The sequence below is a fragment of the Micromonospora sp. WMMA1947 genome (genome assembly GCF_027497355.1).
In the GTDB taxonomy this organism is placed as follows: domain Bacteria; phylum Actinomycetota; class Actinomycetes; order Mycobacteriales; family Micromonosporaceae; genus Micromonospora.
Genome location: NZ_CP114909.1, coordinates 5,277,985 through 5,299,369 on the forward strand (window position 1 = coordinate 5,277,985; position 21,385 = coordinate 5,299,369).

The 21,385-nt window shown below is 72.6% G+C and carries 24 protein-coding genes; 10 read left to right on the plus strand and 14 right to left on the minus strand.

The window, feature by feature from the left end:
• Window positions 1–112: 112 nt before the first annotated feature.
• From O7604_RS24825 to O7604_RS24845, 5 genes are all read right to left on the minus strand, one after another.
• On the minus strand, window positions 113–1,738 hold the full coding sequence (locus O7604_RS24825; protein WP_269707091.1) for a glycoside hydrolase family 13 protein: 1,626 nt from the start codon (window positions 1,736–1,738) through the stop codon (window positions 113–115).
• Window positions 1,739–1,829: 91 nt separating this feature from the next.
• Window positions 1,830–2,717, minus strand: a complete 888-nt coding sequence (locus O7604_RS24830) for a carbohydrate ABC transporter permease (protein WP_269706403.1) — start codon at window positions 2,715–2,717, stop codon at window positions 1,830–1,832.
• Between the two features lie 3 nt (window positions 2,718–2,720).
• Window positions 2,721–3,680 carry a sugar ABC transporter permease gene (locus O7604_RS24835; protein WP_269706404.1) on the minus strand — a complete coding sequence of 320 codons (960 nt, stop codon included), beginning with the start codon at window positions 3,678–3,680 and terminating at the stop codon, window positions 2,721–2,723.
• 60 nt (window positions 3,681–3,740) lie between these two features.
• A complete protein-coding gene (locus tag O7604_RS24840; protein ID WP_269706405.1) occupies window positions 3,741–5,117 on the minus strand; it encodes an extracellular solute-binding protein in 1,377 nt (458 codons plus the stop codon).
• A gap of 328 nt (window positions 5,118–5,445) precedes the next feature.
• Window positions 5,446–6,447 carry a LacI family DNA-binding transcriptional regulator gene (locus tag O7604_RS24845; RefSeq protein ID WP_194801556.1) on the minus strand — a complete coding sequence of 334 codons (1,002 nt, stop codon included), beginning with the start codon at window positions 6,445–6,447 and terminating at the stop codon, window positions 5,446–5,448.
• Between the two features lie 199 nt (window positions 6,448–6,646).
• Between O7604_RS24845 and O7604_RS24850 the strand changes: the two genes are divergently transcribed.
• Complete coding sequence (locus tag O7604_RS24850) at window positions 6,647–8,647, plus strand: glycosyl hydrolase family 28-related protein (protein ID WP_281577979.1); 2,001 nt, start codon at window positions 6,647–6,649, stop codon at window positions 8,645–8,647.
• Window positions 8,648–8,699: 52 nt separating this feature from the next.
• Here the strand turns inward: O7604_RS24850 and O7604_RS24855 are convergent, their stop codons facing one another.
• The 4 genes from O7604_RS24855 to O7604_RS24870 all read right to left on the minus strand — a co-directional run bounded on the left by O7604_RS24855 (window position 8,700) and on the right by O7604_RS24870 (window position 12,233).
• On the minus strand, window positions 8,700–9,509 hold the full coding sequence (locus O7604_RS24855) for a SigB/SigF/SigG family RNA polymerase sigma factor (RefSeq protein ID WP_281577980.1): 810 nt from the start codon (window positions 9,507–9,509) through the stop codon (window positions 8,700–8,702).
• 143 nt (window positions 9,510–9,652) lie between these two features.
• Entirely contained in the window at window positions 9,653–10,216 is a 564-nt protein-coding gene (locus O7604_RS24860; RefSeq protein ID WP_281577981.1) for a GerMN domain-containing protein, read from the minus strand.
• Window positions 10,213–11,562, minus strand: a complete 1,350-nt coding sequence (locus tag O7604_RS24865; protein ID WP_281577982.1) for a HAMP domain-containing sensor histidine kinase — start codon at window positions 11,560–11,562, stop codon at window positions 10,213–10,215. Before O7604_RS24865 ends, O7604_RS24860 begins: the two co-directional genes overlap by 4 nt.
• A complete protein-coding gene (locus O7604_RS24870) occupies window positions 11,559–12,233 on the minus strand; it encodes a response regulator transcription factor (protein ID WP_269706411.1) in 675 nt (224 codons plus the stop codon). The genes O7604_RS24865 and O7604_RS24870 overlap by 4 nt, the downstream gene beginning before the upstream one ends.
• A 149-nt stretch (window positions 12,234–12,382) precedes the next feature.
• On the opposite strand from O7604_RS24870, the gene O7604_RS24875 reads away from it, so the two are divergent.
• From O7604_RS24875 to O7604_RS24895, 5 genes are all read left to right on the plus strand, one after another.
• A complete protein-coding gene (locus tag O7604_RS24875; RefSeq protein WP_269706412.1) occupies window positions 12,383–12,748 on the plus strand; it encodes an STAS domain-containing protein in 366 nt (121 codons plus the stop codon).
• 9 nt (window positions 12,749–12,757) lie between these two features.
• The gene (locus tag O7604_RS24880) at window positions 12,758–13,072 is read left to right on the plus strand and encodes a hypothetical protein (RefSeq protein WP_269706413.1); all 315 of its coding nucleotides are present in this window, start codon (window positions 12,758–12,760) and stop codon (window positions 13,070–13,072) included.
• Window positions 13,069–13,635 carry an STAS domain-containing protein gene (locus tag O7604_RS24885; protein ID WP_281577983.1) on the plus strand — a complete coding sequence of 189 codons (567 nt, stop codon included), beginning with the start codon at window positions 13,069–13,071 and terminating at the stop codon, window positions 13,633–13,635. Before O7604_RS24880 ends, O7604_RS24885 begins: the two co-directional genes overlap by 4 nt.
• Entirely contained in the window at window positions 13,635–13,919 is a 285-nt protein-coding gene (locus O7604_RS24890; RefSeq protein ID WP_269707092.1) for a BON domain-containing protein, read from the plus strand. Before O7604_RS24885 ends, O7604_RS24890 begins: the two co-directional genes overlap by 1 nt.
• 138 nt (window positions 13,920–14,057) lie before the next feature.
• Window positions 14,058–15,512 carry a cellulase family glycosylhydrolase gene (locus tag O7604_RS24895; protein ID WP_281579997.1) on the plus strand — a complete coding sequence of 485 codons (1,455 nt, stop codon included), beginning with the start codon at window positions 14,058–14,060 and terminating at the stop codon, window positions 15,510–15,512.
• Between the two features lie 44 nt (window positions 15,513–15,556).
• On the opposite strand, the gene O7604_RS24900 is transcribed toward O7604_RS24895, so the two are convergent.
• A complete protein-coding gene (locus O7604_RS24900) occupies window positions 15,557–16,447 on the minus strand; it encodes a diiron oxygenase (protein WP_281577984.1) in 891 nt (296 codons plus the stop codon).
• 48 nt (window positions 16,448–16,495) lie between these two features.
• Here O7604_RS24900 and O7604_RS24905 point away from each other — a divergent pair, with 48 nt between their 5' ends.
• From O7604_RS24905 to O7604_RS24920, 4 genes are all read left to right on the plus strand, one after another.
• A complete protein-coding gene (locus tag O7604_RS24905) occupies window positions 16,496–17,212 on the plus strand; it encodes a TetR/AcrR family transcriptional regulator (RefSeq protein ID WP_281577985.1) in 717 nt (238 codons plus the stop codon).
• The gene (locus tag O7604_RS24910) at window positions 17,209–17,478 is read left to right on the plus strand and encodes a DUF4873 domain-containing protein (RefSeq protein WP_269706417.1); all 270 of its coding nucleotides are present in this window, start codon (window positions 17,209–17,211) and stop codon (window positions 17,476–17,478) included. Before O7604_RS24905 ends, O7604_RS24910 begins: the two co-directional genes overlap by 4 nt.
• A gap of 21 nt (window positions 17,479–17,499) precedes the next feature.
• Window positions 17,500–18,138, plus strand: a complete 639-nt coding sequence (locus O7604_RS24915) for a YdcF family protein (RefSeq protein WP_269706418.1) — start codon at window positions 17,500–17,502, stop codon at window positions 18,136–18,138.
• Window positions 18,139–18,221: 83 nt separating this feature from the next.
• Window positions 18,222–18,983: a glycosyltransferase family 2 protein gene (locus tag O7604_RS24920; protein WP_269706419.1), complete on the plus strand. Its 762-nt coding sequence runs from the start codon at window positions 18,222–18,224 to the stop codon at window positions 18,981–18,983.
• On the opposite strand, the gene O7604_RS24925 is transcribed toward O7604_RS24920, so the two are convergent.
• The 4 genes from O7604_RS24925 to O7604_RS24940 all read right to left on the minus strand — a co-directional run bounded on the left by O7604_RS24925 (window position 18,943) and on the right by O7604_RS24940 (window position 21,337).
• On the minus strand, window positions 18,943–19,065 hold the full coding sequence (locus O7604_RS24925) for a hypothetical protein (protein WP_281577986.1): 123 nt from the start codon (window positions 19,063–19,065) through the stop codon (window positions 18,943–18,945). The two genes, O7604_RS24920 and O7604_RS24925, sit on opposite strands and share 41 nt — an antisense overlap.
• Window positions 19,062–19,715 carry an SDR family oxidoreductase gene (locus O7604_RS24930; protein WP_269706421.1) on the minus strand — a complete coding sequence of 218 codons (654 nt, stop codon included), beginning with the start codon at window positions 19,713–19,715 and terminating at the stop codon, window positions 19,062–19,064. The genes O7604_RS24925 and O7604_RS24930 overlap by 4 nt, the downstream gene beginning before the upstream one ends.
• Window positions 19,716–19,720: 5 nt before the next feature.
• On the minus strand, window positions 19,721–19,843 hold the full coding sequence (locus O7604_RS24935; RefSeq protein ID WP_043324353.1) for a ribosomal protein bL36: 123 nt from the start codon (window positions 19,841–19,843) through the stop codon (window positions 19,721–19,723).
• A gap of 123 nt (window positions 19,844–19,966) precedes the next feature.
• Entirely contained in the window at window positions 19,967–21,337 is a 1,371-nt protein-coding gene (locus O7604_RS24940; RefSeq protein WP_269706422.1) for a PHB depolymerase family esterase, read from the minus strand.
• Window positions 21,338–21,385 lie beyond the last annotated feature (48 nt).

Below are 21,385 nucleotides of genomic sequence, written 5' to 3' on the forward strand. Positions count from 1 at the left end.
CGGCGTTGCCTCTCCTTCCTCCTCCCCAGGTGTGCGGCGTCTGTGGCGGCCGGGACGGGCCGCCGGGTGGTTCGGCGGCGCCGGCGGCGGGACGGGGCCGCCGGCGCCGCGGTCAGGCCGATCGGGTACGCAGCCAGACCGCGGTGTCCGGTGGCAGCCGGTCGTCGTCGAGTGGGCCGCTGGCGAGCAGCAGCTCGTCGTGCGCGGGCAGCGGCACAGCCGCGCCGCCGAGGTTGACCAGGCAGGTGAAGCCGGGTTCGCGGGCGAACGCGAGCACACCGTCCGGTGCGGGCAGCCAGGTCAGCGTGCCGTCGCCGAGCGCCGGTTCGGTGCGGCGCAGCGCCAGCGCGGCCCGGTACAGCTCCAGCATCGAGTGCGGGTCGCCGGTCTGGGCGCGGACCGTGCGGTCCTTCCAGTCGGCCGGTTGCGGCAGCCAGGGCGCGGTGGCCGCGCCGTCGGGGCTGAACCCGAACGGCGGGGTGTCGCCCTGCCAGGGCAGCGGCACCCGGCAGCCGTCGCGGCCCGGGTCGACCCGCCCGGACCGCTCCCACATCGGGTCCTGCCGCAGCTCGTACGGGATGTCCTCGACCTCCCAGAGGCCCAGTTCCTCACCCTGGTAGACGTAGGCGGCGCCGGGCAGCGCGAGGGACAGCAGCGCGGCGGCGCGGGCCCGGCGGGTGCCCAGTTCCAGGTCGGTGGGGATGCCCTCGCGTTTGGCGGCGAAGCTGAACCGGGTGTCGGCGCGGCCGTACCGGGTGACGTGGCGGGTGACGTCGTGGTTGGACAGCACCCAGGTGGCGGGCGCGCCGACCGGGGCGTGCGCGGCGAGCGTGCCGTCGATGCTCTCCCGCAGCGCGGTGGCGTCCCAGGCGCAGCCGAGGAAGTCGAAGTTGAACGCGGTGTGCAGCTCGTCCGGGCGCAGGTAGTTCGCGAACCGCTGCCGGTCGGGCAGCCACACCTCCCCCACCAGGGCCCGCTCGCCCGGGTACGAGTCGGCGATGCGCCGCCACGCGCGGTACACGTCGTGCACGCCGTCCTGGTCGCGGAACGGGTGTGGCCGGTCCGGGTGGACCTCCGGCAGGGTGCCGTCCTTGACGAGCAGACCGGCCGAGTCGATGCGGATGCCGTCCACGCCCCGCTCGAACCAGAACCGCAGGATGTCCTCGAACTCGGCGCGGACCCGGGGGTGGTCCCAGTTGAAGTCGGGTTGCTGCGGGGCGAACAGGTGCAGGTACCAGTCGCCGGGGGTGCCGTCCGGGTCGGTGGTGCGGGTCCAGGTCGGGCCGCCGAACTCGCCGGTCCAGTCGGTGGGCGGCAGGTCACCGCCCGGTCCCCGGCCGGGACGGAACCAGAACAGGTCCCGCTCCGGCGCGCCCGGCCCGCCGGCGAGCGCGGCCCGGAACCACTGGTGCGCGTCGGAGCAGTGGTTGGGCACCACGTCGACGATGCTGCGGATGCCGAGCGCGTGCGCCTCGGCGATCAGCGCCTCCACCTCGGCGAGCGTGCCGAAGACCGGATCGATGTCGCGGTAGTCGGCCACGTCGTAGCCGGCGTCGGCCATCGGCGACGGGTACCAGGGGCTGAACCAGATCGCGTCGACGCCGAGCGCGGCGAGGTGATCCAGGCGGGACCGGATGCCGGCGACGTCGCCGATCCCGTCGCCGTCGCCGTCGGCGAAGCTGCGCGGGTAGACCTGGTAGATCACCGCGGAGCGCCACCACGGGCTGTTGTCGGCCATGGACACGGGCACCTGCTTTCTGCGGGTTCGGTTCTGCGGCGGCGGGCTTGCGGCGGGCTTGTGGACGGCGGCGGCCGTGCGGCGGCGCCGGTCAGCCCTTGAGGCCGCCGGTGGTCAGGCCGGACATGATGTTGCGCTGGAAGATCAGGAACAGCACGACGGTGGGGATCGCGGCGATCACCGACGCGGCGATGACCACGTTCATCGGGGTGCCGCCGGCGAATGCGTAGATGCCGACGCTGACGGTCCGCGTCTCCGGTGACGGCATGACCAGCTTCGGCCAGAGGAAGTCCTTCCAGACCGCCGTCACCGCGAAGATCGCCACCACGCCGAGGATCGGCCGCGACATCGGCAGGACGATGGACCAGAGCGTGCGCAGCGGGGAGGCGCCGTCCATCATGGCGGCGGCCATCAGGTCCTCCGGGATCGAGTCGAAGAACCGTTTCAGCAGGAAGATGTTGAACGCGTTGGCCACCAGCGGCAGCCAGATCGCGAACGGCGAGTCGAGCAGGTTGACGTGCACGATCGGCAGGTCGATCACCGTGACGTACTGCGGGACGATGAGCACCATCGCCGGGATCATCAGCGTCGCCAGCATCATGCCGAGGATCAGCTTGCCCAGCACCGGGCGCAGCTTCGACAACGCGTACGCGGCGGCGGTGTCGAGGACGAGCTGGAACACCACCGCCCCGGTCGCGTAGTAGAACGTGTTGAACAGCAGCTTCGCGAGATCCAGGTTGGTCCAGGCGTCGACGTAGTTGCCCGGCTGCGGATCGCGCGGGAACAGCGTCGGCGGCGTCTGGGCGATCTCCTGGCCGGACTTCAGCGCGCCGGTGACCATCCAGTACAGCGGGCCGAGGAACACCAGCGTGAACCCGGCCACGACCGCGGAGAGCACGACCCAGTAGAGGACGCGGCCGCGACCGCGCCGCAGCTGCGCGTGCGAGATGAGGGTACGGGTGGTGGTGTCGGCGGCCATGTCCTAGTCCTGTCTCGCGGTCAGTCGCAGGTAGACGGCGGAGAACCCGGCCAGCACCACCAGCATGATCACGCCGAGCGCGGCGGCGCCGTTGAGGTCGTTCTGGAAGAACCCGTGCTGGTAGATCAGGTACGCCACCGAGGTCGCCGAGTCCTGCGTACCGGCGCCGTTGGCGAGGATCAGCGGCTCGATGAACAGCTGCATGGTGGCCACGATCTGGAGCATCGCCAGCAGCGCCAGGATCAGCCGGGTCTGCGGGATCGTCACGTGCCGGATGCGCCGCCACACCCCGGCGCCGTCGATCTCGGCGGCCTCGTACAGCTCGCCGGGGATGTTCTGCAACGCGGCCAGGTAGATCAGTACGGCGCCGCCCATGTTCATCCAGGTCGACGCGATCACCATGGCGGGCATCGTCATCGCCTGCGACTGCATCCACTCCGACGTGGGCAGTCCCAGCGCGGTGAGGATCGCGTTGAACAGCCCCGCCTCGCTCGGGTCGTACGCGTAGAACTTGAACAGGAACAGCGCTGAGGCCGGCGGCAGCATCACCGGCAGGTAGACCAGCACCCGCAGGTAGCCCTTGGCGTGGTGCAGCTCGTTGAGCAGGATCGCCACGAAGAACGGCACCAGGTAGCCGAGCACCAGCGCCAGGCCGGTGAAGACGAACGTGTTCTTCCAGGCGGTCCAGAAGCTCGGATCGGCGATGATCCGGCTGTAGTTTTCCCAGCCGACCCAGGTGGTCTCGCCCCGGCGGGTGCGCTGGAAGCTCATCACGACGCCGCGCACCATCGGGTACCAGGAGAAGACGGCGAAGCAGACGACAGCGCCGATGAGGAACGTGTGCCCGGTGACGTTGTCCCGGACCTTGCGGCCGAGGCCGGCGCGGCGTCCGGCGGTACGCGACGGCGGCGGCGCGACGGGGCCGGTACGGCGGGTGGCACCGGGGGCGGTGGTGAGCGCCAAGGCGACTCCTGCGGTGCTCGGGGAGGTGGGGCCGGTGCGCCGGCCCCACCTCCGGTCGGGTCAGCTCTGCGCGGCCAGCAGCTGGTTGACCTTGTCCTCGGCGGTCTTGAGCAGGGCGTCGATGTTCGCGTTCGGGTTGGTCAGCACCCCGGACATCGCGGCGTCGAGCACCGCGTAGATGGCCTGGGCGTTACGCGGCTCGCCCTTGATCGGCACCGGGTTCGCCTCGAAGACCGCGAAGTTCGTGGTGTCCACGTTGGCGTTGGCCTTGCGCAGCTCCAGTTCCTGCTTCTGCGCGTCGCTGCCGCCTGCGAACAGCAGCGGCTGGGGCAGGCCGACCGGGTAGTTCTGCGGCTTGGCACGCACGTAGTCGAACTGGCCCTTGCCGGGGGTGAGCTTCTGGTAGGCGAGCCACTTCAGACCGGCCTTGACCTGCTCGGGGCTCAGGCCCTTCTTGAAGAAGTAACCCTCGCCGCCGCCGAGCGTGGCCTTGGCGGGGCCGTCCTGGCCGGGCAGCGGGCCCATCGCCCAGTCCTGGTACTTGCCCTGGAACTGGCTGACGATCGCCTGGGTAGCGTCCGGCGCGCCGATGAACATGCCGACCTTGCCGGCGCCGGCGTTGGTGAGCAGGTCACCCCACTGGAGCAGCTGCCGGGCGCCCATGCTGTTGTCGCCGTACCGCATGTCCTTGAGGTTTTGCAGGACCTGCTTGCCCATCGCGTTGTTGAAGTCGGCCTTCTTGCCGTCGGCGCTGAGCACCTGGCCACCCTGGGAGTAGAGCAGCGAGGTGAAGTGCCAGCCGCCGGTGTTGCCGGCGCTGTACTCGGCGTACCCGGCGATGCCGTCGCCGAGCGCGGAGATCTTCTTGGCCGCGGCCCGCACCTCGGGCCAGGTCTTCGGCGGGTTGTTCACGTCGAGCCCGGCCCGCTGGAACAGCGCCTTGTTGTAGATCAGGCCCATCGAGTAGTTCTTCACCGGTACGGCGTAGAGCTTGCCGCCGTCGGTGAAGACCTCCTTGAGCGCGGGGTCGACGCTGTCCCAGGTGGGGATCGTGTCCTTCGTGGCGTACTGGCCGATGTCCATCGCCTGGCCGGAGTCCAGCACCTGCTGCAGGTCGGTCATGTAGCCGTAGAAGACGTCGGTGACGGTGCCGCCGGCGAGACGGGCGGTGAAGTCCGGCGGGTTGTTGCACTGCTCGCCGACGCTGACGCTCTTGACGACGATGTCCGGGTTCTGCCGCTGGAACTCGGCGACGTCGTCGTTCCAGTTCTTCAGCAGTTCCTTCTGCGCGCCGACCGGCTGGCAGTCGACGGTGATGGTGACCTTGCCGCCGGCGTCGCTGCTGTCGTCGCTCTTGGTGGAGCACGCCGCAAGGCTGAGCCCGAGGCCGGCCGCGAGCGCTACGGCCGCGACCTTCCGATACTGCGGTACGGACATCTGTCCATCCCTTCGGGAACGGGTGTATCCATGGCCTTCACTGATGTGCGGTGACCGCGCGGGTGCCTGTGGTGGTGGAACGGCAACCGGCGCGCGCCCTGCCTCCGGAAACCGCGCCCCGGGTCAGGTGTGAGTGGAGTCACTGTAGCGACGCCGACCGAAGCCAGCAAGATGCGAACTCAAGAACGCAAAAACGCGACGGTACGGCGGAAGGCAGCGCGGCGACGGCAGACTGGGGCGTGGGAGCGCGGCCATGCGGGCGCGGTTCGCCGCCACCGGACCGGAGATGGCGCGGTGGGCGTGGTGGGCGGGCGGAGCCCGCCGGGGGTCAGCGGCGAGGGGCGGGTGCGGTGGAGCCGCGTACCACCAGCTCGGGCTCGAACAGCAGCTCGTCGTGCAGCACGCCGGCGCCCTCGATCTGGGTCACCAGCAGGTCCACGGCGGCCTGGCCCATCGTCTCGATCGGTTGCCGCACAGTGGTCAGCGGCGGGTCGGTGCAGGTCATGAACGCCGAGTCGTCGAAGCCGACCACCGAGACGTCGGCCGGCACGGCGCAGCCCAGGCGGCGGGCGGCCCGGATGGTGCCCAGCGCCAGCACGTCGCTGGCGCAGACGATCCCGGTGGCGCCGCGCTCGATCAGTTTCGTGGCCGCGACCCGGGCGCCCTCCATGGAGAAGCTGGACCGCTCCACCAGGGACCGGTCCTCGCCCCAGCCGGCGGCCCGGACCATCGCGTCGAGCTTGCGGCGCGAGGGCACGTGGTCGGCCGGGCCGAGCACCATGCCGATCCGCTCGTGGCCGAGGGAGCGCAGGTGCCCGTACGCCTGCTCGACGGCGACCGCGTCGTCGGTGGACACCCGCGGGAAGCCCAGCTCCTCGACGCCGGCGTTGACGAGCACCACCGGCAGGCCCCGGTCGGTCAGGCGCCGGTAGTGCTCGTGGGAGGCGTCGGCGAGGGCGTACGAGCCGCCGGCGAAGATGACGCCGCTGACCTGGTGGTCGAGCAGCATCTCCACGTACCCGGACTCCGGTACGCCGCCGATGGTGCGGGCACACAGCGCCGGGGTGAAGCCGCGCTGCGCGAGCGATCCGGTCACCACCTCGGCCAGCGCCGGGAAGATCGGGTTCTGCAGCTCCGGCAGCACCAGGCCGACCAGGCGGGCGCGCTCGCCGCGCAGCTTGCTCGGGCGCTCGTATCCGAGCACGTCGAGGGCGGTCAGCACGGCGGTCCGGGTCGCCTCGGACACGCCGCCGCGGCCGTTCAGCACCCGGCTCACGGTCGCCTCGCTGACGCCCGCCTTGCGGGCCACCTCGGTCAGGCGCTTCGTCACGGCGGCAATCGTACGTCGGATTCTTGCAAGAAATGAACAGCCGGAGCGGTCACGTCTTGCCGCGAACGGTCGCAGCCGGTCCGAAAGATACGAGCAGATTGATGCTTGAAAGGCGACAGAGCGCTGGAATAGCATGAGGAGCCTTGTCGATGGCCTGCGCCGCCGGGGCCACCCGTCCCCCGAGAAAGTGGGTGCTCCGATGTCGCGGAGCGTGCCGAGGATCCTCGCGGCGGCGCTCGTCGCCGCCGCCCTGCTCGTCCCGCCCGGCGCCGCCACGGCGAGCCCGCCGCGCGGACCGGCTCCCGTGGTGACCCGCGCCGGGCTCGACCCCGCGCTGGTGGCCGGGCGCGGCGCGACAGTGGACTACGTCGAGCAGGAGGCGGAACACGGCCGGACCACCGGCACCGTGATCGGGCCGGACCGGTCGGCGTACACACTCGCCGGTGAGGCGTCCGGCCGCCGGGCCGTGCGCCTGCTGCCCGGCCAGTACGTCGAACTCACACTCCCCCGGCCCACGAACGCGCTGACCGTGCGCTACAGCATCCCGGACGCGCCCGGTGGCGGTGGGATCACCGCGCCGTTGCGGGTGACCGTCGGGCGCGCGCCCGCCCGCACCCTGACGCTGACCTCGCAGTACGCCTGGCTCTACAACCAGTACCCGTTCACCAACGACCCCGGCGCCGACCTGCTGCACCCGGACTGGTGGATCACCGAGTGCTCCTGCGTCCCGGCGGCCACCACGCCCGCACCGGTGATCACCAAACCGTTCCGGCCACACCACTTCTACGACGAGCAGCGCCTGCTGCTCGGCCGTACCCATCGGGCCGGTGAGGTGGTCCGGCTGACCGCGCCGCGCGGCACGGCCGCCGCCTGGACGGTGATCGACCTGGTCGACTCGCGCCTGGTCGCGCCGCCCCGCGTAGTACCCCGCGCGGTGAACGCGCTGTCGTTCGGCGCCGACCCGACCGGCCGGCGGGAGTCCGCCGACGCGCTCGACCACGCGATCGCGTACGCCCGCCGGGTGGACCGCCCGCTCTACCTGCCACCGGGTACCTACCAGGTCAACCGGCACGTCGTCGTGGACGACGTGACGATCGCCGGGGCCGGGAGCTGGTACACGATCGTGCGGGGACGCGAGGTCGCCCTGGACACCCCCGCGCCCGACGGCTCGCGGCACACGGGCGTCGGCTTCTACGGCCGCGACGCCGCCGACGGCGGCAGCAGCAACGTGCACCTGTCCGGTTTCACGATCGAGGGCGACGTACGGGAGCGGATCGACACCGACCAGGTCAACGCCATCGGCGGGGCGCTCAGCCACAGCACGATCGACGGCCTCTACCTGCACCACACGAAGGTCGGCATGTGGTTCGACGGGCCGATGACCGGCCTGCGGGTCACGAACACGGTGATCGCCGACCAGATCGCCGACGGGCTGAACTTCCACACCGGCGTCACGCACTCGTCGGTGACGAACTCGGTGGTCCGCAACAGCGGCGACGACGCGCTCGCGATGTGGTCGGAGGGCACGGCGAACGCGTCGAACACGTTCGCGTACAACACCGTGCAGTCGCCGGTGCTCGCCAACGGCATCGCGCTGTACGGCGGCACCGACCTGACCGTCGCGCACAACCTGATCGCCGACCCGGTACGCGAGGGCAGCGCGATCCAGGTGGGCTCCCGGTTCGGGGCCGAGCCGTTCACCGGCCGGCTACGGATCACCGGCAACACCACGGTGCGCGCCGGCACGTACGACCTGAACTGGAACATCGGCCTCGGCGCGATCTGGTTCTACGCGCTGGACCGCAGCATCGACGCCGCGGACATCCTGGTCAGCGGCGACGCGTACCTGGACAGCACGTACAACGCGATCATGCTGGTCAGCGACTGGCCGGTGAAGGACAGCGTCCGCATCGACAACGTACGCTTCCGCGACATCCGGGTCGACGGCACCGGCACGTCGGTGGTCAGCGCGCGGACGGCGGGCGGGGCGAGCTTCGCGAACGTCGACGCCCGCCACGTGGGCGCGGTCGGTGTGAACAACTGCGGGTCGTTCCACTTCACCCCGGCCGGGTCGGAGTTCACAGTGACCGACCTCGGCGGCAACGACGGCGGGTGGCTCGCCCCGTGGCTGCTGCCGAACACCATCACCTGCGACGACCGGCCACCTGTGGTGCCGCCGCCCCCGCCCTCGCGCTGGTGACACACGACGCGACCCCCGCCGGCCGGGCCGGTGAGGGTCGCGTCCGGGTCGATCAGGCCTCGGTGAGCTGGCCGCGCAGCTTGGTCAGGGCGCGGGCGAGCAGCCGGGACACGTGCATCTGGGAGACACCGACCCGGGCGGCGATCTCGCTCTGGGTCAGGTTGCCGTAGAAGCGCAGCGTGAGGATCTTCTGCTCCCGCTCGTCGAGCGTGGCGAGCGCCGGGCCCAGGGAGGCGCGCAGGTCGGCCAGCTCGTACTCGTTGTCCTCGGTGCCGAGCGTGTCGCCCAGCTCGGTGGCGCTGTCGCCGTCGCCGATCGGGGTGGACAGCGAGACCGCGTTGTACGCGCGGGCGCCCTCCAGGCCCTCGAGCACCTCTTCCTCGGTGACGTCGAGGTGGGCGGCGATGTCGGCCACGGTCGGCGCCCGGTTGAGCGTCTGGGTCAGCGTGCTGTTGGCCTCGGAGATGCGCAGCCGCAGCTCCTGGAGGCGGCGCGGGACCCGGATGTTCCAGGTGCGGTCGCGGAAGTGCCGCTTGATCTCGCCCAGGATGGTCGGGATGGCGAAGCCGGCGAAGTCGACACCGCGCGAGGCGTCGAACCGGTCCACCGCCTTGATCAGGCCGAGCGCCGCGGTCTGCGCCAGGTCGCCGGCCGGCTCGCCGCGACCGCTGTAGCGGGCGGCCAGGTGGTTCGCCAGCGGCAGCCACGCCTCGATGACCTGGTTGCGCAGGGCGGCCCGCTGCGGGTGGTCGGCGGGCAGGGCGGCGAGCGCCGCGATCAGCTCGCTGGCGCGGGTCTCCTCACCGGTCTGCGGCGCGCGATGCACCTCGGTGGCGGTCGATGCCATGGTCATCGTGGTCATGCTGCCCTTCCTGTCCTCGGAGAACGGGTGGCCCTCCCACACCGGTCGTGCCAGCCACACTAGACCAAAGGTCACGGCCAAATCAACCGAACGGACGATGGAGATTTTGTGTCATATCCGGACATAGGGCCGGTACGGGCGTGTCAGCGAGGCAGCAGCGGCCGGTAGTCGGCGGCGGTGAGCGGCAGCGCGGACAGGCTTCCGTCCGCGCGCGGCACCTCCAGCGGCTGCCCGTCCCGGCGGAACGCCACGCTGTAGACGTCCGGCCGCTGAGTGAGGCTGCACACGATCTGCCCGAAGGCGAGCACCTCGTCGTTGCGGCCGGTCTCCTCCCCGGCCTGACGCACGTCGACGGTGGCCAGCGTGCCGGTCAGTGTCGCCCCGGCCACCGCCACCGTGCCGGGCAGCGCCGTGGCCAGCCCCTGGCGGCGCTCGCCGCCGTCCGGCCCGGCCAGCAGGTGCTGCAGGTGCGCGTCCACCCCCGGCAGTCCGTCCACCCGGCGCGTGACCACGACCAGCCCGTCGTCCCGGACGAAGCAGAACGGCTCGTCCACCCGCCCGTCCCCGTCCACCGTCGAGGACACCGCCGGCGTCGGGAACGCGCCCGGTGGCGTCTTCACCAGCCGGGGCTCGTCGTCCACCGGCACCCCGCAGCCGGCCAGCAGCACGACCGCGAGCAGGCCGGGCAGGAGCCGCCGCCGGCTCATCGCAGCGCTCCCGGCAGTTCGACGCGGAAGCGGGCGCCGGGTGCGCGGTCCAGTACGGCGGCCGTTCCGCCGTGCGCGGCGGCGTGCTGCGCCACCAGGGCGAGCCCGAGGCCGGTGCCGTCGGTGCCGGCCCGGTCGTGCGCCGCCCGCCCCCTGACGAACCGGTCGAAGATGATCTCCCGATCGGCGGGCGGCACGCCCGGCCCGCTGTCGTCGACCTCCAGCACGCCCACGCCGTCGCGCCCGGCGAGACGTACGGCGACCGGCCCGCCGCCGTACCGCTCGGCGTTCTCGAGGAGGTTCAGCAGCGTCTGGGCGAACCGGCGCCGGTCGACCCACCACAGGCGCGGGGCGTCGCCGTCGAGAGACACCAGGCTCTCCGGCAGCGACCGTTCCCGGCAGGTGGCGCGGGCCAGCTCCACCACGTCGACCGTCTCGCGGTGGGCCGGCTGCTCGGTGCGGGCCAGCTGGATGAGGTCGTCGACCAGGCGCTGGAAGCGGGTCACCTCGTCGGCGACCAGACCCGCCGCGGTGGCGGTGCGCTCGTCCTGGTGCTCCCGGCGGCGGTGGAGCACGCTCGCGGCGGCGGCCAGAGTCTGCAGCGGCGAGCGCAGCTCGTGGCTCACGTCGGCGGCGAAGCGCCGGTCCCGCTCGATGCGGTGCACCAGCTTGTCGACCATCTCGTTGAACGAGCTGGACAGGCGGGTGAGGTCGGGATCGGTGGTCGGGTCGAGCCGGGTGGCGAAGTCGCCCGCCGCGATCCGCTCCGCCGCGTCGGCGACGGCGGTGAGCGGACGCAGACTGTGCCGGGTGGCGTACCAGCCGAGCGCTGCGCCCGCTCCGGCGACCATGATCGCCACGGCGATCAGCGCCAGCCCCACCACCTGGAACGTCTCCTCGACCTCCCGCAGCGACGTCAGCTCGTAGTAGCCGAGCGCCCCGGGCAACGGCACGCCGACCAGCAGCGCGGGCTGCCCGTCGAGCCGGATCCGCTGCACCGCGGGCTTGCCGTCGGCCACCATGCGCTGCAACTCCACCGGCACCGAACTGGCGCCCACGTCGGCGGTACGGGCATACCACCCGTCGGGCAGGTGCAGCAGCGGCCGGCGGGTGCTGCCGGTGTCGAGCGAGCGCAGCACGGCCACCACGTCCGGGGTGCCGGTGTCGAGGCCGGAGCGGACCACCGCGGCGTCGTAGTAGGCGGCCCGGATCGCGGTGCGCTCCCGCTCGTCGAGCAGCGAGCGCCGGGTCAGGTCGTACGAGAAGAGGGCCATCAGCGCCGACAGCAGCAACGCACCGACGGCGAACGCCGCGGTGACCCGGGCGCGCAGGCCGGGGCGGGTCATCGCTGGAGCTTGTAGCCGAGGCCGCGCAGGGTGACCAGGTGGCGCGGGTTGGCCGGGTCGGATTCGATCTTCTGGCGCAGCCGGCCCACGTGCACGTCGACGAGCCGCTCGTCGCCGGTCTCGTAGCCCCAGACGCGGCTGAGCAGCTGCTGGCGCGACAGCACCCGGCCGGCGTGCTCGGCCAGCTCGCAGAGCAGCCGGAACTCGGTGCGGGTCACCGGCACCGGCCGGCCCGAGCGCCGCACCTCGCCGGCCTCCGCGCTGATCTCCAGGTCGCCGAAGAACTGGGCGGGCACCGGCCCGGCCACCGTGCGTACGCGCCGGCGCAGCGCCCGCAGCCGGGCCGACAGCTCCTTGATCGCGACCGGCTTCACCACGTAGTCGTCGGCGCCGGCCTCCAGCGCGGCGACGATGTCGTGGGTGTCGTCGCGGGCGCTGATCACCACGACCGGCACGTCGTCGTCGCGGCGCAGCTGACGGATGCAGTCGAACCCGTTCATGCCGGGCAGCATGAGGTCGACGAGCACGTAGTCCGCCGGCTTCTCCCGCTGCCGGCGCAAGCCGTCCTCCGCGGTCGGCGCGCCGTACGCGTCGTAGCCCTCCTCCTCCAGGGCGAGCTGCAGCGCGAGCCGGATGCGGTCGTCGTCCTCGATCACCAGTACGGCCGTCATATGGGCATCATGACCGGCGTGCCACGGGGAGCCCAATCGCGTGGGCCGTTCGTGGTTTTTGTCATCGAACCGTCATACAACCGTCCGGGGACCTCCAAGATCCCTGCGCAGAGTGGGGTCTGACCTCGTCCCACCACGGAAGCGACCCGATGCCCGCAACCCTGCCGTCCCCGCCGGAGTCCGCCGTGCCGCACGTGCGCGTGGACATCACCGACGAGCTGGACCTCGCCGGGCTGCCCGAGGTCGCCCACGTGCTGGACCGCATCCTCGCGCTGCGGCCCCGCGAGCTGACGATCGACCTCGCCGCGTGCCGGCATGTGGACGCCGCCGCCGTCGCGCTGCTGCTGGACGTGCACCGACGGCTCGCGCGGCAGGGCGGCGTGCTCACGCTGAGCAATCCGCACCCGCGCATCCGGCGGATCCTGGAGACCTCCGGGCTGGGCGCCGTACCCGTCGTCGACACGCCCCGTCCGGCCGCGCGCGGCCGGGCCCGGGTCGCGTCCGAATCACGCTGAGGAGGAGTGGTGACCGGCAGCACGCTCGTCGGAGCGCTCGTGGTGGGCCTGGCAGTCGGCGGGCTGGGACGGCTCGTCCTGCCGGGGCGCAAGGCTGTCCCGGTCTGGCTGACACTCGCGCTCGGTGTGGCGGCCGCGCTGCTGGGCGCGATCGTGGTCGGGCTGGTGGACCGGCGCACCGACGGATCGCCGGTGCTGCCGCTGGTGGTGCAGTCCGGTTTCGCCGCCGTGGCGGTCGTGCTGGCGGTGGTCGCCGCGGGCCGGCCGGAGGCGGAGGGTCAGACGCCGCCCGCGCCGGGCGGCCGGCGGAAGGAGGAGGTGTGACTGTCGTACCAGCGGAGCACCTGATGATGCTCATCTGTGACGGCTGCGGCGACAGCGTCACCGGTACCGGCGCCACGCTTCCCGACGCCGAGGTGGTGTGGACGCTGGTGTTCGAGCACGACTGGGTCGGTTCCCCGTTCGCGTCCGGCCCGCACCACTGCCCCCGCTGCAGCACCCGGGCGGCCATCGCCGACGACGGCCTGGGCCTGGACGACCTGGAACAGGTCGCGGGTACCCCGGCGGCGCACGACGTGGACCCGTCCGCGGCGGTACGCCGGGCCCTCGCCGAGCGCTCCCTGCGCGACGGGATGGAGCTGGTCGACCTGTCCGGGCTCGAGGTGATCGACTCCGCCGGGCTCAGCCTGCTGGTGCGCGCCCACCAGGACGCCCGGCGCGACGGCCGGCGGCTGGGCCTGGTGTCGCCGTCTCGGTTCGTGCTCACCGTGCTGCACACCATGCGGCTCGACGGCGTCTTCACCGTCGTCGACGGCCGCGCCCCGGCGCCGGGGCCCGCGTCCCGGCGACCGGTCCTGACCGAACAGAAGGAGCCCTCCCCGTGGTGATGCCCTGGCCGTACCCCGAGTTCCCCTTCACCGGCGGCGGGCCGGAGCCCGACGACGCCGACACCCGGCTCGCGTCGCTTGTCGCGCAGCGGCTCAGCGCCGACTGGACCACCCGGCGGCAGCAGATCACCGTGACCGTGCAGAACCGGGTGGTCATCCTGGCCGGCCTGGTGGCCGACCCGCAGACGCGCCTGGTCGCCGCCGAGCTGGCCTGGGACGTACCGGGCGTGTTCGACGTGTGCAACGCGCTGCGGCTCTACGGCGGGCGGCGCGGCGGCCGCTGAGCCGCGACTGTTGCACGCATCGGCGTCCACCTCTACGCTCGGCCGTGGGAGCGCTCCCCCAGGCCGCCGCGTCGGGCTCACCGGGCAGGTTCACGACGGGCACCGTCCGATCACCATCAAGCGATGGGACCTTCCCGCATGTTCTCGATTCCCCGCCCGTCCCGGCGGCACCTGCTCGTCGGCGGCGCGGTCGGCGCGCTCGCCCTCGCGGCGGCGGCCGTCCTGCCGTCGCCGAACGCGATGGCGGCGACCGGCTGCGCCGTCACCTACACCACCAACTCCTGGCCCGGCGGCTTCACCGCGAGCGTGGTGGTGCGCAACCTCGGTGACCCGGTGAGCAACTGGACGCTCGGCTTCACCTTCCCCGACGGTGGCCAGCGCGTCGTGCAGGGCTGGTCGGCCACCTGGCAGCAGAGCGGCTCGGCGGTCACCGCGCGCAGCCTGGACTACAACGGCGCGCTCGGCACCGGCGCGAGCACGACCGTCGGCTTCAACGGCTCGTGGACCGGCGCGAACCCGAACCCCACGTCGTTCACGCTCAACGGCACGGCCTGCACCGGCGGCACGAGCACCCCGCCGCCCGCGACCACGCCGCCGCCGACCACTCCCCCGCCGACCACCCCGCCCCCCACCACCCCGCCGCCGCCGACCGGCACCACGCCGGTCGCGATCAACGGCCAGCTCCAGGTGTGCGGCGTCAACCTCTGCAACCAGTACGGACGGCCGATCCAGCTGCGCGGCATGAGCACGCACGGGTTGCAGTGGTTCGCCAACTGCTACACCGACGCCTCACTGGACGCGCTGGCGAACGAGTGGCGCTCCGACCTGCTTCGCGTGTCGATGTACGTGCAGGAGCAGGGCTACGAGACCAACCCGGCCGGATTCACCGCCCAGGTGAACACGCTCGTGGACAAGGCCGAGGCCCGGGGCATGTACGCCCTGATCGACTTCCACACGCTCACCCCCGGCGACCCGATGTACAACCTGGACCGGGCCAAGACGTTCTTCGCCAACGTGTCGGCGCGCAACGCCGCGAAGAAGAACGTGATCTACGAGATCACCAACGAGCCCAACGGGGTCAGCTGGTCGACCATCCGCACCTACGCCGAGCAGGTCATCCCGGTGATCCGGGCCAACGACCCGGACGCGGTGATCGTCGTCGGCACCCGCGGCTGGTCCTCGCTGGGCGTCTCCGACGGCAGCAACTCCGACGAGATCGTGAACAACCCGGTGCGGGCGCAGAACATCATGTACACGTTCCACTTCTACGCCGCGTCGCACCAGGACAACTACCGCAACGAGGTGCAGCGCGCGGCGAGCCGGCTCCCGCTGTTCGTCACCGAGTTCGGCACCGTCACCTACACCGGTGACGGCGCCGTCGACACCGCCAGCAGCAACGCCTGGCTCGACCTGCTCGACCGGCTGAAGATCAGCTACGCCAACTGGACGTTCTCCGACGCCCCCGAGGGCTCGGCGGCGCTCCGGCCGGGCACCTGCGCGTCCGGCTCGTTCAGCGGCACGTCGGTGCTCACCGAGTCCGGCGCGTACATGCGCGACCGGATCCGCACCGCCGACAACTTCCCCACCTCCTGACCGGGCGGCCGGCGGCGATCCTTTCCCCTTCGGGTCGCCGCCGGTCAGCCCTCCACCAGGCCGGCCCGGCGCCACAGCGCCCGGCCCGGACCGGCGACGAGACCCAGGTCGGTCAGGTGGTCGGCGATCCGCTGCGCGGACCAGCGCAGCGTGGCCCGCCAGTGCGGATTCGCGCGCGCCGCGGCGCGCCCGGCCGCCGGGTCGATCCCCACCGCCGCGTACGCCCGCGGGTGCACCAGGCGCCGCGTGATCGAGTACGCGGCCCGGCCGATCACCAGCCGCGCGTACGCGAGCGCCACCGGTCCGGCGGCCTCGACCTGCCGGGTCAGCTCGTCGCGGGCGAAGCGCACGTGCCGCGCCTCCTCCACCACGTGGATGCGCGACACCATCCGGATCAGGGGCTGCAACGACTCGTCGGCCACGATCTCGCGCTGGAACGAGTCGAGGATCTCCTCGGCGATCAGGATGGCCGCGTACATCTGCGGGCCGGTCGCGGTGGACTTGAGCCAGCGCCCGAGCAGGTGGTCGAACGGCTCGGCGCGGTAGACCGGGGCGCCCGCGGCCTCGATGAGCCGCCCGAACATGATGGAGTGCCGGCACTCGTCGGCGACCTCGGTGAGCGCGTACTGGGCGTGCCGGCTGGTCGGGTCCGCGTCGTAGTACTGCCGGATCAGCATCTGCATGAGGATCGTCTCGAACCAGATCCCGGCGCTGGCCGCGCTGGCGACCTCGTGCTTGGTCAGCTCGACCCGCTGCTCCTCGGTCAGCCCGTCCCACAGTGGAGTGCCGTAGAGGCTGCTGCGCGACGGCGGCAGCCAGTACGCGCCGGGCACCGGTGGCGCCGACCAGTCGATGTCGACCATCGGGTCGTAGCTGGTGCGCACCGAGGCGGAGAGCAGGCGGTCGGCGACCGCCTCGCGCGGGAATCCGGCCATGACCCCTCCATATTGACGTAACTTCGAGTAACTGTTACGAGTGGTAGCATGCGACGCACCACCGCCGATGTCAATGGCCCCGACTCCCCCGGGGAGCCGGCCGCACCCCGCTCCGGCGGGCGGCGCGACCGCTGGGCCGACCACCGCGAGCAGCGGCGGCAGGAACTGATCGCCGCCGCCGTCCAGGCACTGCTGCGGCACGGCCCGAACGTCGACATGGACCAGGTCGCCGCCACCGCCGGAGTCAGCAAACCGGTGCTCTACCGCTACTTCGCCGACAAGGCACAACTCTGGCTGGCGGTCAGCGAGATGGTCGCGGCGCGCGTGGTGGCCGCCATCGCGCCCGCCGTGGAGCAGGTACGCGAGGAGCGCGCGCTGGTCGAGGCGACGATCGACGCGTACCTGAGCGTGGTCGAGTACGAGCCGTCGCTCTACCGGTTCCTCGTGCACGAGTCCGGGCATCCCGGCATCCAGCAGGTGGTCACCGGCACCAGCCGGCAGGTCGCGACCGGGCTGGCCCGGGTCATCGGCGACCGGCTGCGCGCGCTCGGACTCGACGCCGGCCCGGCCGAGCCGTGGGCGTACGGGCTGGTCGGGTTCGTCCAGGCGGTCGGCGACTGGTGGACCACGCACGGGCAGCCGATCCACCGGGCCGCGCTCACCGAATACCTGACCACGCTGCTGTGGAGCGGCATCGAGGGGGTCCGCCGGGGCGCGGACCTGCCACCGGAGCTGACCCGCGCGCACGAACGGATCGACAGGTGACCTGGGAGGGCACGGCCCAGGTCGCCGGCACCACGGTACGGCTGCACGGCGGCGGCCGGTTCGAGCCGGTCGACGGCCGCTACCACTGGGCCGGGCGGGTCGAGCCGGAGCCGCGCCTGGTGCGGCTGCTGCGCTCCGGCCGCCGGGACGTGGAGGTCCGGATCGGCGAGCGGGTCACCAGGGCCCGGCTGGCCGAGGTGGACCCGTGGGGCGGTGTCCGCATCACCGGCGTCGGCACGCCACCCTGGCCGCCGGACGACGAGTGATCCGGGCCGTACCGTGAAGGGATGACGCCTCCCGCCACCGTGCTGCTGGTCTTCGGCCGCGGGGTGGTGGCCGGCGACGACGGCTACCGGCTCACCGCGGAGAGCGTCGCGCGCACCGAGGCCGCGGTGGCCTACGTCCGCGCGCACGCCGAGGCGTTCCGCCGCGCGCCGGACGCCCGCGTCGTGTTCACCGGCGGCTGGCCGCACAGCCGGGCCGGCGCGCCCGGCCCGCCCGCCGGATACCGGGAGGCGGAGCTGATGCGGGCGCTGGCGCGCGAGGCCGGCCTCGACGCGTACGCCCGGTCGGCGGCCGAGACCCGCTCCCGCACCACACTGCAGAACCTGGCGCACACCGTCCAGGACGGGCTGCTGGGCGCGGCGGAGTTCACCGCGCGGCACCCGCTCGGGCTGGTCTCCCACCCGTGGCACCTGCCCCGCGTCCGGATGCTGGCCGCACGCGTGCTCGGCCTGTCCGGCCCGGCGCTGACCGACGTGCCGGTGACCGCCCCCGACCCGGTGCCCGTCCGGCGGGAGCGGGCCGCCCGGGCACTGAGCCGGATCGGCCTCCTCGGTGTGCGTACCCCGGAGGCGTCGCTGCGCCGCGAGCGGGCGCTGACCCGCGCCGCCGACCGGATCGGACGCCTCACGCCCCGGCGGTGATTCACCACCGCGCGCCGGGGGTACGAGCGTCCTCGATCGACCCGGCGGGCCGTGCCGGCGGGCGAGTCCACCCGGGAGGTTCCGTGATCGTGCTCGTGCCGGTGTACCGGCCCGGTGACCGGCTGCCGCCGCTGGTCGGCGACCTGCGGGCGGCGCTGCCCGGCGCCGGGGTGCTCGTCGTCGACGACGGCAGCGGCCCGGCCGCCGACGGGGTGCTGCGCGCGGCCCGCGACCAGGGCGCGACGGTGCTGCGCCGCCGGGTCAACCGGGGCAAGGGCGTGGTGCTGCGCACCGGCTTCCGGTACGCCTCGACGCACCTCCCCGGGCGTGACGTGGTCTGTGTGGACGCCGACGGCCAGCACGGCGTGCCCGACGTGTGCGCGGTGGCCGAGCGGACGCGCGCCACCGGCGCGACGACGCTGGGCGTACGCGAGTTCGACGGCGAGGTCCCGGCGCGCAGCCGGTTCGGCAACGCGGCGACCCGGGTGGCGTTCCGGCTGGCGACCGGCCGGGACGTGCGGGACACCCAGACCGGGCTGCGCGCCCACCCGGCCGCCCTGCTCGGCTGGCTCACCACGATCCCCGGTGACCGCTTCGAGTACGAGATGAACGTGCTGCTGCGGGTGGTGCGCGCCGGGCTGCCGGTCGAACAGGTGGACATCGCCACCCGCTACCACGGCGACAACTCGGGGTCGCACTTCTCCGTGCTCGCCGACTCGGTACGGATCTACCGGCCGCTCGCCGCCTCCGCGCTCGCGCGTGTGACCGGGCGCTCCGAGGTGGACGGCCCCCCGGCCACCGCCGTCACGACGTCGCGTCCCACACCTGCGTCTCGAACTGCCTGAGCTGCTCGCGCAGCGACGGCGGATACGTGGTGCGGTACGGGTGCTCCCCGGCCGGGACCACCCGGACCATCTCGTCGATCATCTCCTGCGGATCGCGCTGGTGGCCGAGGTAGTCGCCGAAGTCGGGACGGGGCAGCAGGGCTCCGGACTCGTCCACCACTGGGACATGGTCTCCACGCCGGTGTCGTTGTACCCGGTCCGGTACGGGCCCGGGCTGATCACCGCGACGCGTACCCCGCGCGGTTCCAGCTCGCCCTTCATGGCCCAGGCCAGCGCCTCGATCGCGTGTTTGGTGGCGGCGTAGACGCCGATGAAGGGACGGGTCCGTACGCCCACCGCCGAGGACACCCAGACCACCTTTCCCGCGCCCCGGGCCAGCATCGGCGGCACCAGGTCCTGCGCCAGGTGCAGGTGGCCGAACACGTTCACCTCGAACGACCGGCGGACCCGCTCCATCGGGATCTCCACCACCGCGCCGGCCTCCTGCACGCCGGCGTTGAGCACCAGGATGTCCACCCGGTGCCGGGCCGCGGCGGCCCGGTCGGCCGGGTCGGTGACGTCCAGCTTGATCGCGTCCAGGGTGACGCCGGCCCGCTGCGCCTCGGCGCGCAGTTCGCGGACCTGGGGCCAGACCTGCGCGGCGGCGATCACGTGGTGGCCGTCGCGGGCCAGCCCGAGCGCGGTGCCCCGGCCGAGCCCGCTGCCGGCCCCGGTGATCAGGATGTCGGCCATCGAGCTCAGCCCTGCCGGGCCTTCTGCCGCCGGTCGGACTTGTTGAGGACGAACAGCTTGCCCCGGCGCCGGACCACGATCGAGTCGGCCTTGCGCTTGAGCGCGCGCAGGGAGCTTCGGACCTTCATATCCGCTCCTTCGGTTCCCGCCGGTGTCCGTCCGGCACGGGTACCCGCCGGCGCGGCGCTCATGCCCGAGCGGGGTGGTGGCGTCGCCGTGGCGGGACGCCACCACCTCGTCGTACGGGCGGATCAGGCGGTCGTGCAGGTGCTCCCGTTCAGCGTGAACGAGGCGGGCCGGCCGGTGTTGCCGGTGTGGGTGGCCTGGAAGCCGATGTCCACCGAGCCGCCCGGCGGGATCGACGCGTTGTAGGACACGTTGCGGGCGGTCACCGCGCCGCTGGACGGGCTGTACGTGGCGTTCCAGCCGCCGGTGATCGTCTGGCCGCCCGGCAACGTGAACGCGAGGTTCCAGCCGTTGATCGCCGTGGTGGACGTGTTGGTGATCGTCACCGCGGTGGTCAGGCCGTTGTTCCAGGCGTTCACCACGTACCCGACCCGGCAGGCGCCCGACGCCGGCGGCGTGGTCGGCGGCGTCGTGGTGGGCGGAGGCGGAGTGGTGGGCGGAGGCGTCGTCGGCGCAGGCGTCGTCGGCGCAGGCGTGGTGGGGACGGCCGTGGTGGGCGGCGGCGAACTGAAGTCCAGGCCGAAGAAGCGGATGACCTGCGCCGCGTCCACCGGCAGGTTGTGCGTGACGCCCTGCATGCTGATCGCCTCGACGGTCGCGGTGCCGCCGGTGCCGCCGTAGCGGGTACGGGTGTAGCCGGGCTGCGGACTGTCCGTGTAGTCGGGCGTCTGGCTCAACCCGTTGACGTTCGTCCACTGGTCGATCTGCTCGCCGAAGTTCGGGTAGCGCAGCGTCTCGTCGTTGGTGCCGTGCCAGATCTGCATCCGCGGGCGCGGACCGGTGTAGCCGGGGTAGGCGTTGCGCACCAGGTCACCCCACTGCTGCGGGGTCTTCAGCACCTGACCGTTGGCGCACTCGCTGTTCCACTCCGAGCCGTTCGTGGTGGCGAAACAGCCGAACGGCACACCGGCGAAGGCGGCGCCGGCGCGGAACACGTCCGGGTAGTCGCCGAGCAGGACGTTCGTCATCATCGCCCCGGACGAGGTGCCGGTGGTGAAGATTCGCTGCGAGTCGACCGGGTAGCGCTGGCGTACGTAGTCCACCATCGACTTGACGCCCACCGGGTCGCTGCCGCCGTCCCGACGCAGCGCCTGGGGCGAGGAGACGTCGAAGCACTTGCTGCTGCGGGTCACCGACGGGTAGATCACGATGTAGCCGTACCGGTCGGCGAGCGCCGCGAACTGGGTGCCCGAGTACATGGCCGGGCCGCTGCCGGTGCAGTAGTGGTTCACCACGAGCAGCCCGGGACGGGCCGCCACGGTGTCCGGGACGTACAGGTACATGCGCAGGTTGCTCGGGTTGGTGCCGAAGTTCGTCACCTCGGTCAGCGCGGCGGCCGAGGCCGGACCGGGGACGGCGAGCGCCGCCGCCACGGCGAGCCCGGCAGCGGCCAGCGCCGCGCCGAGCAGCCGGAGTCTGCTCTTTCTGGACAGCATGCTGTTCTCCTCGGTGGTGGGAACGCCGCGCGACGCGGCGTTCTCGCC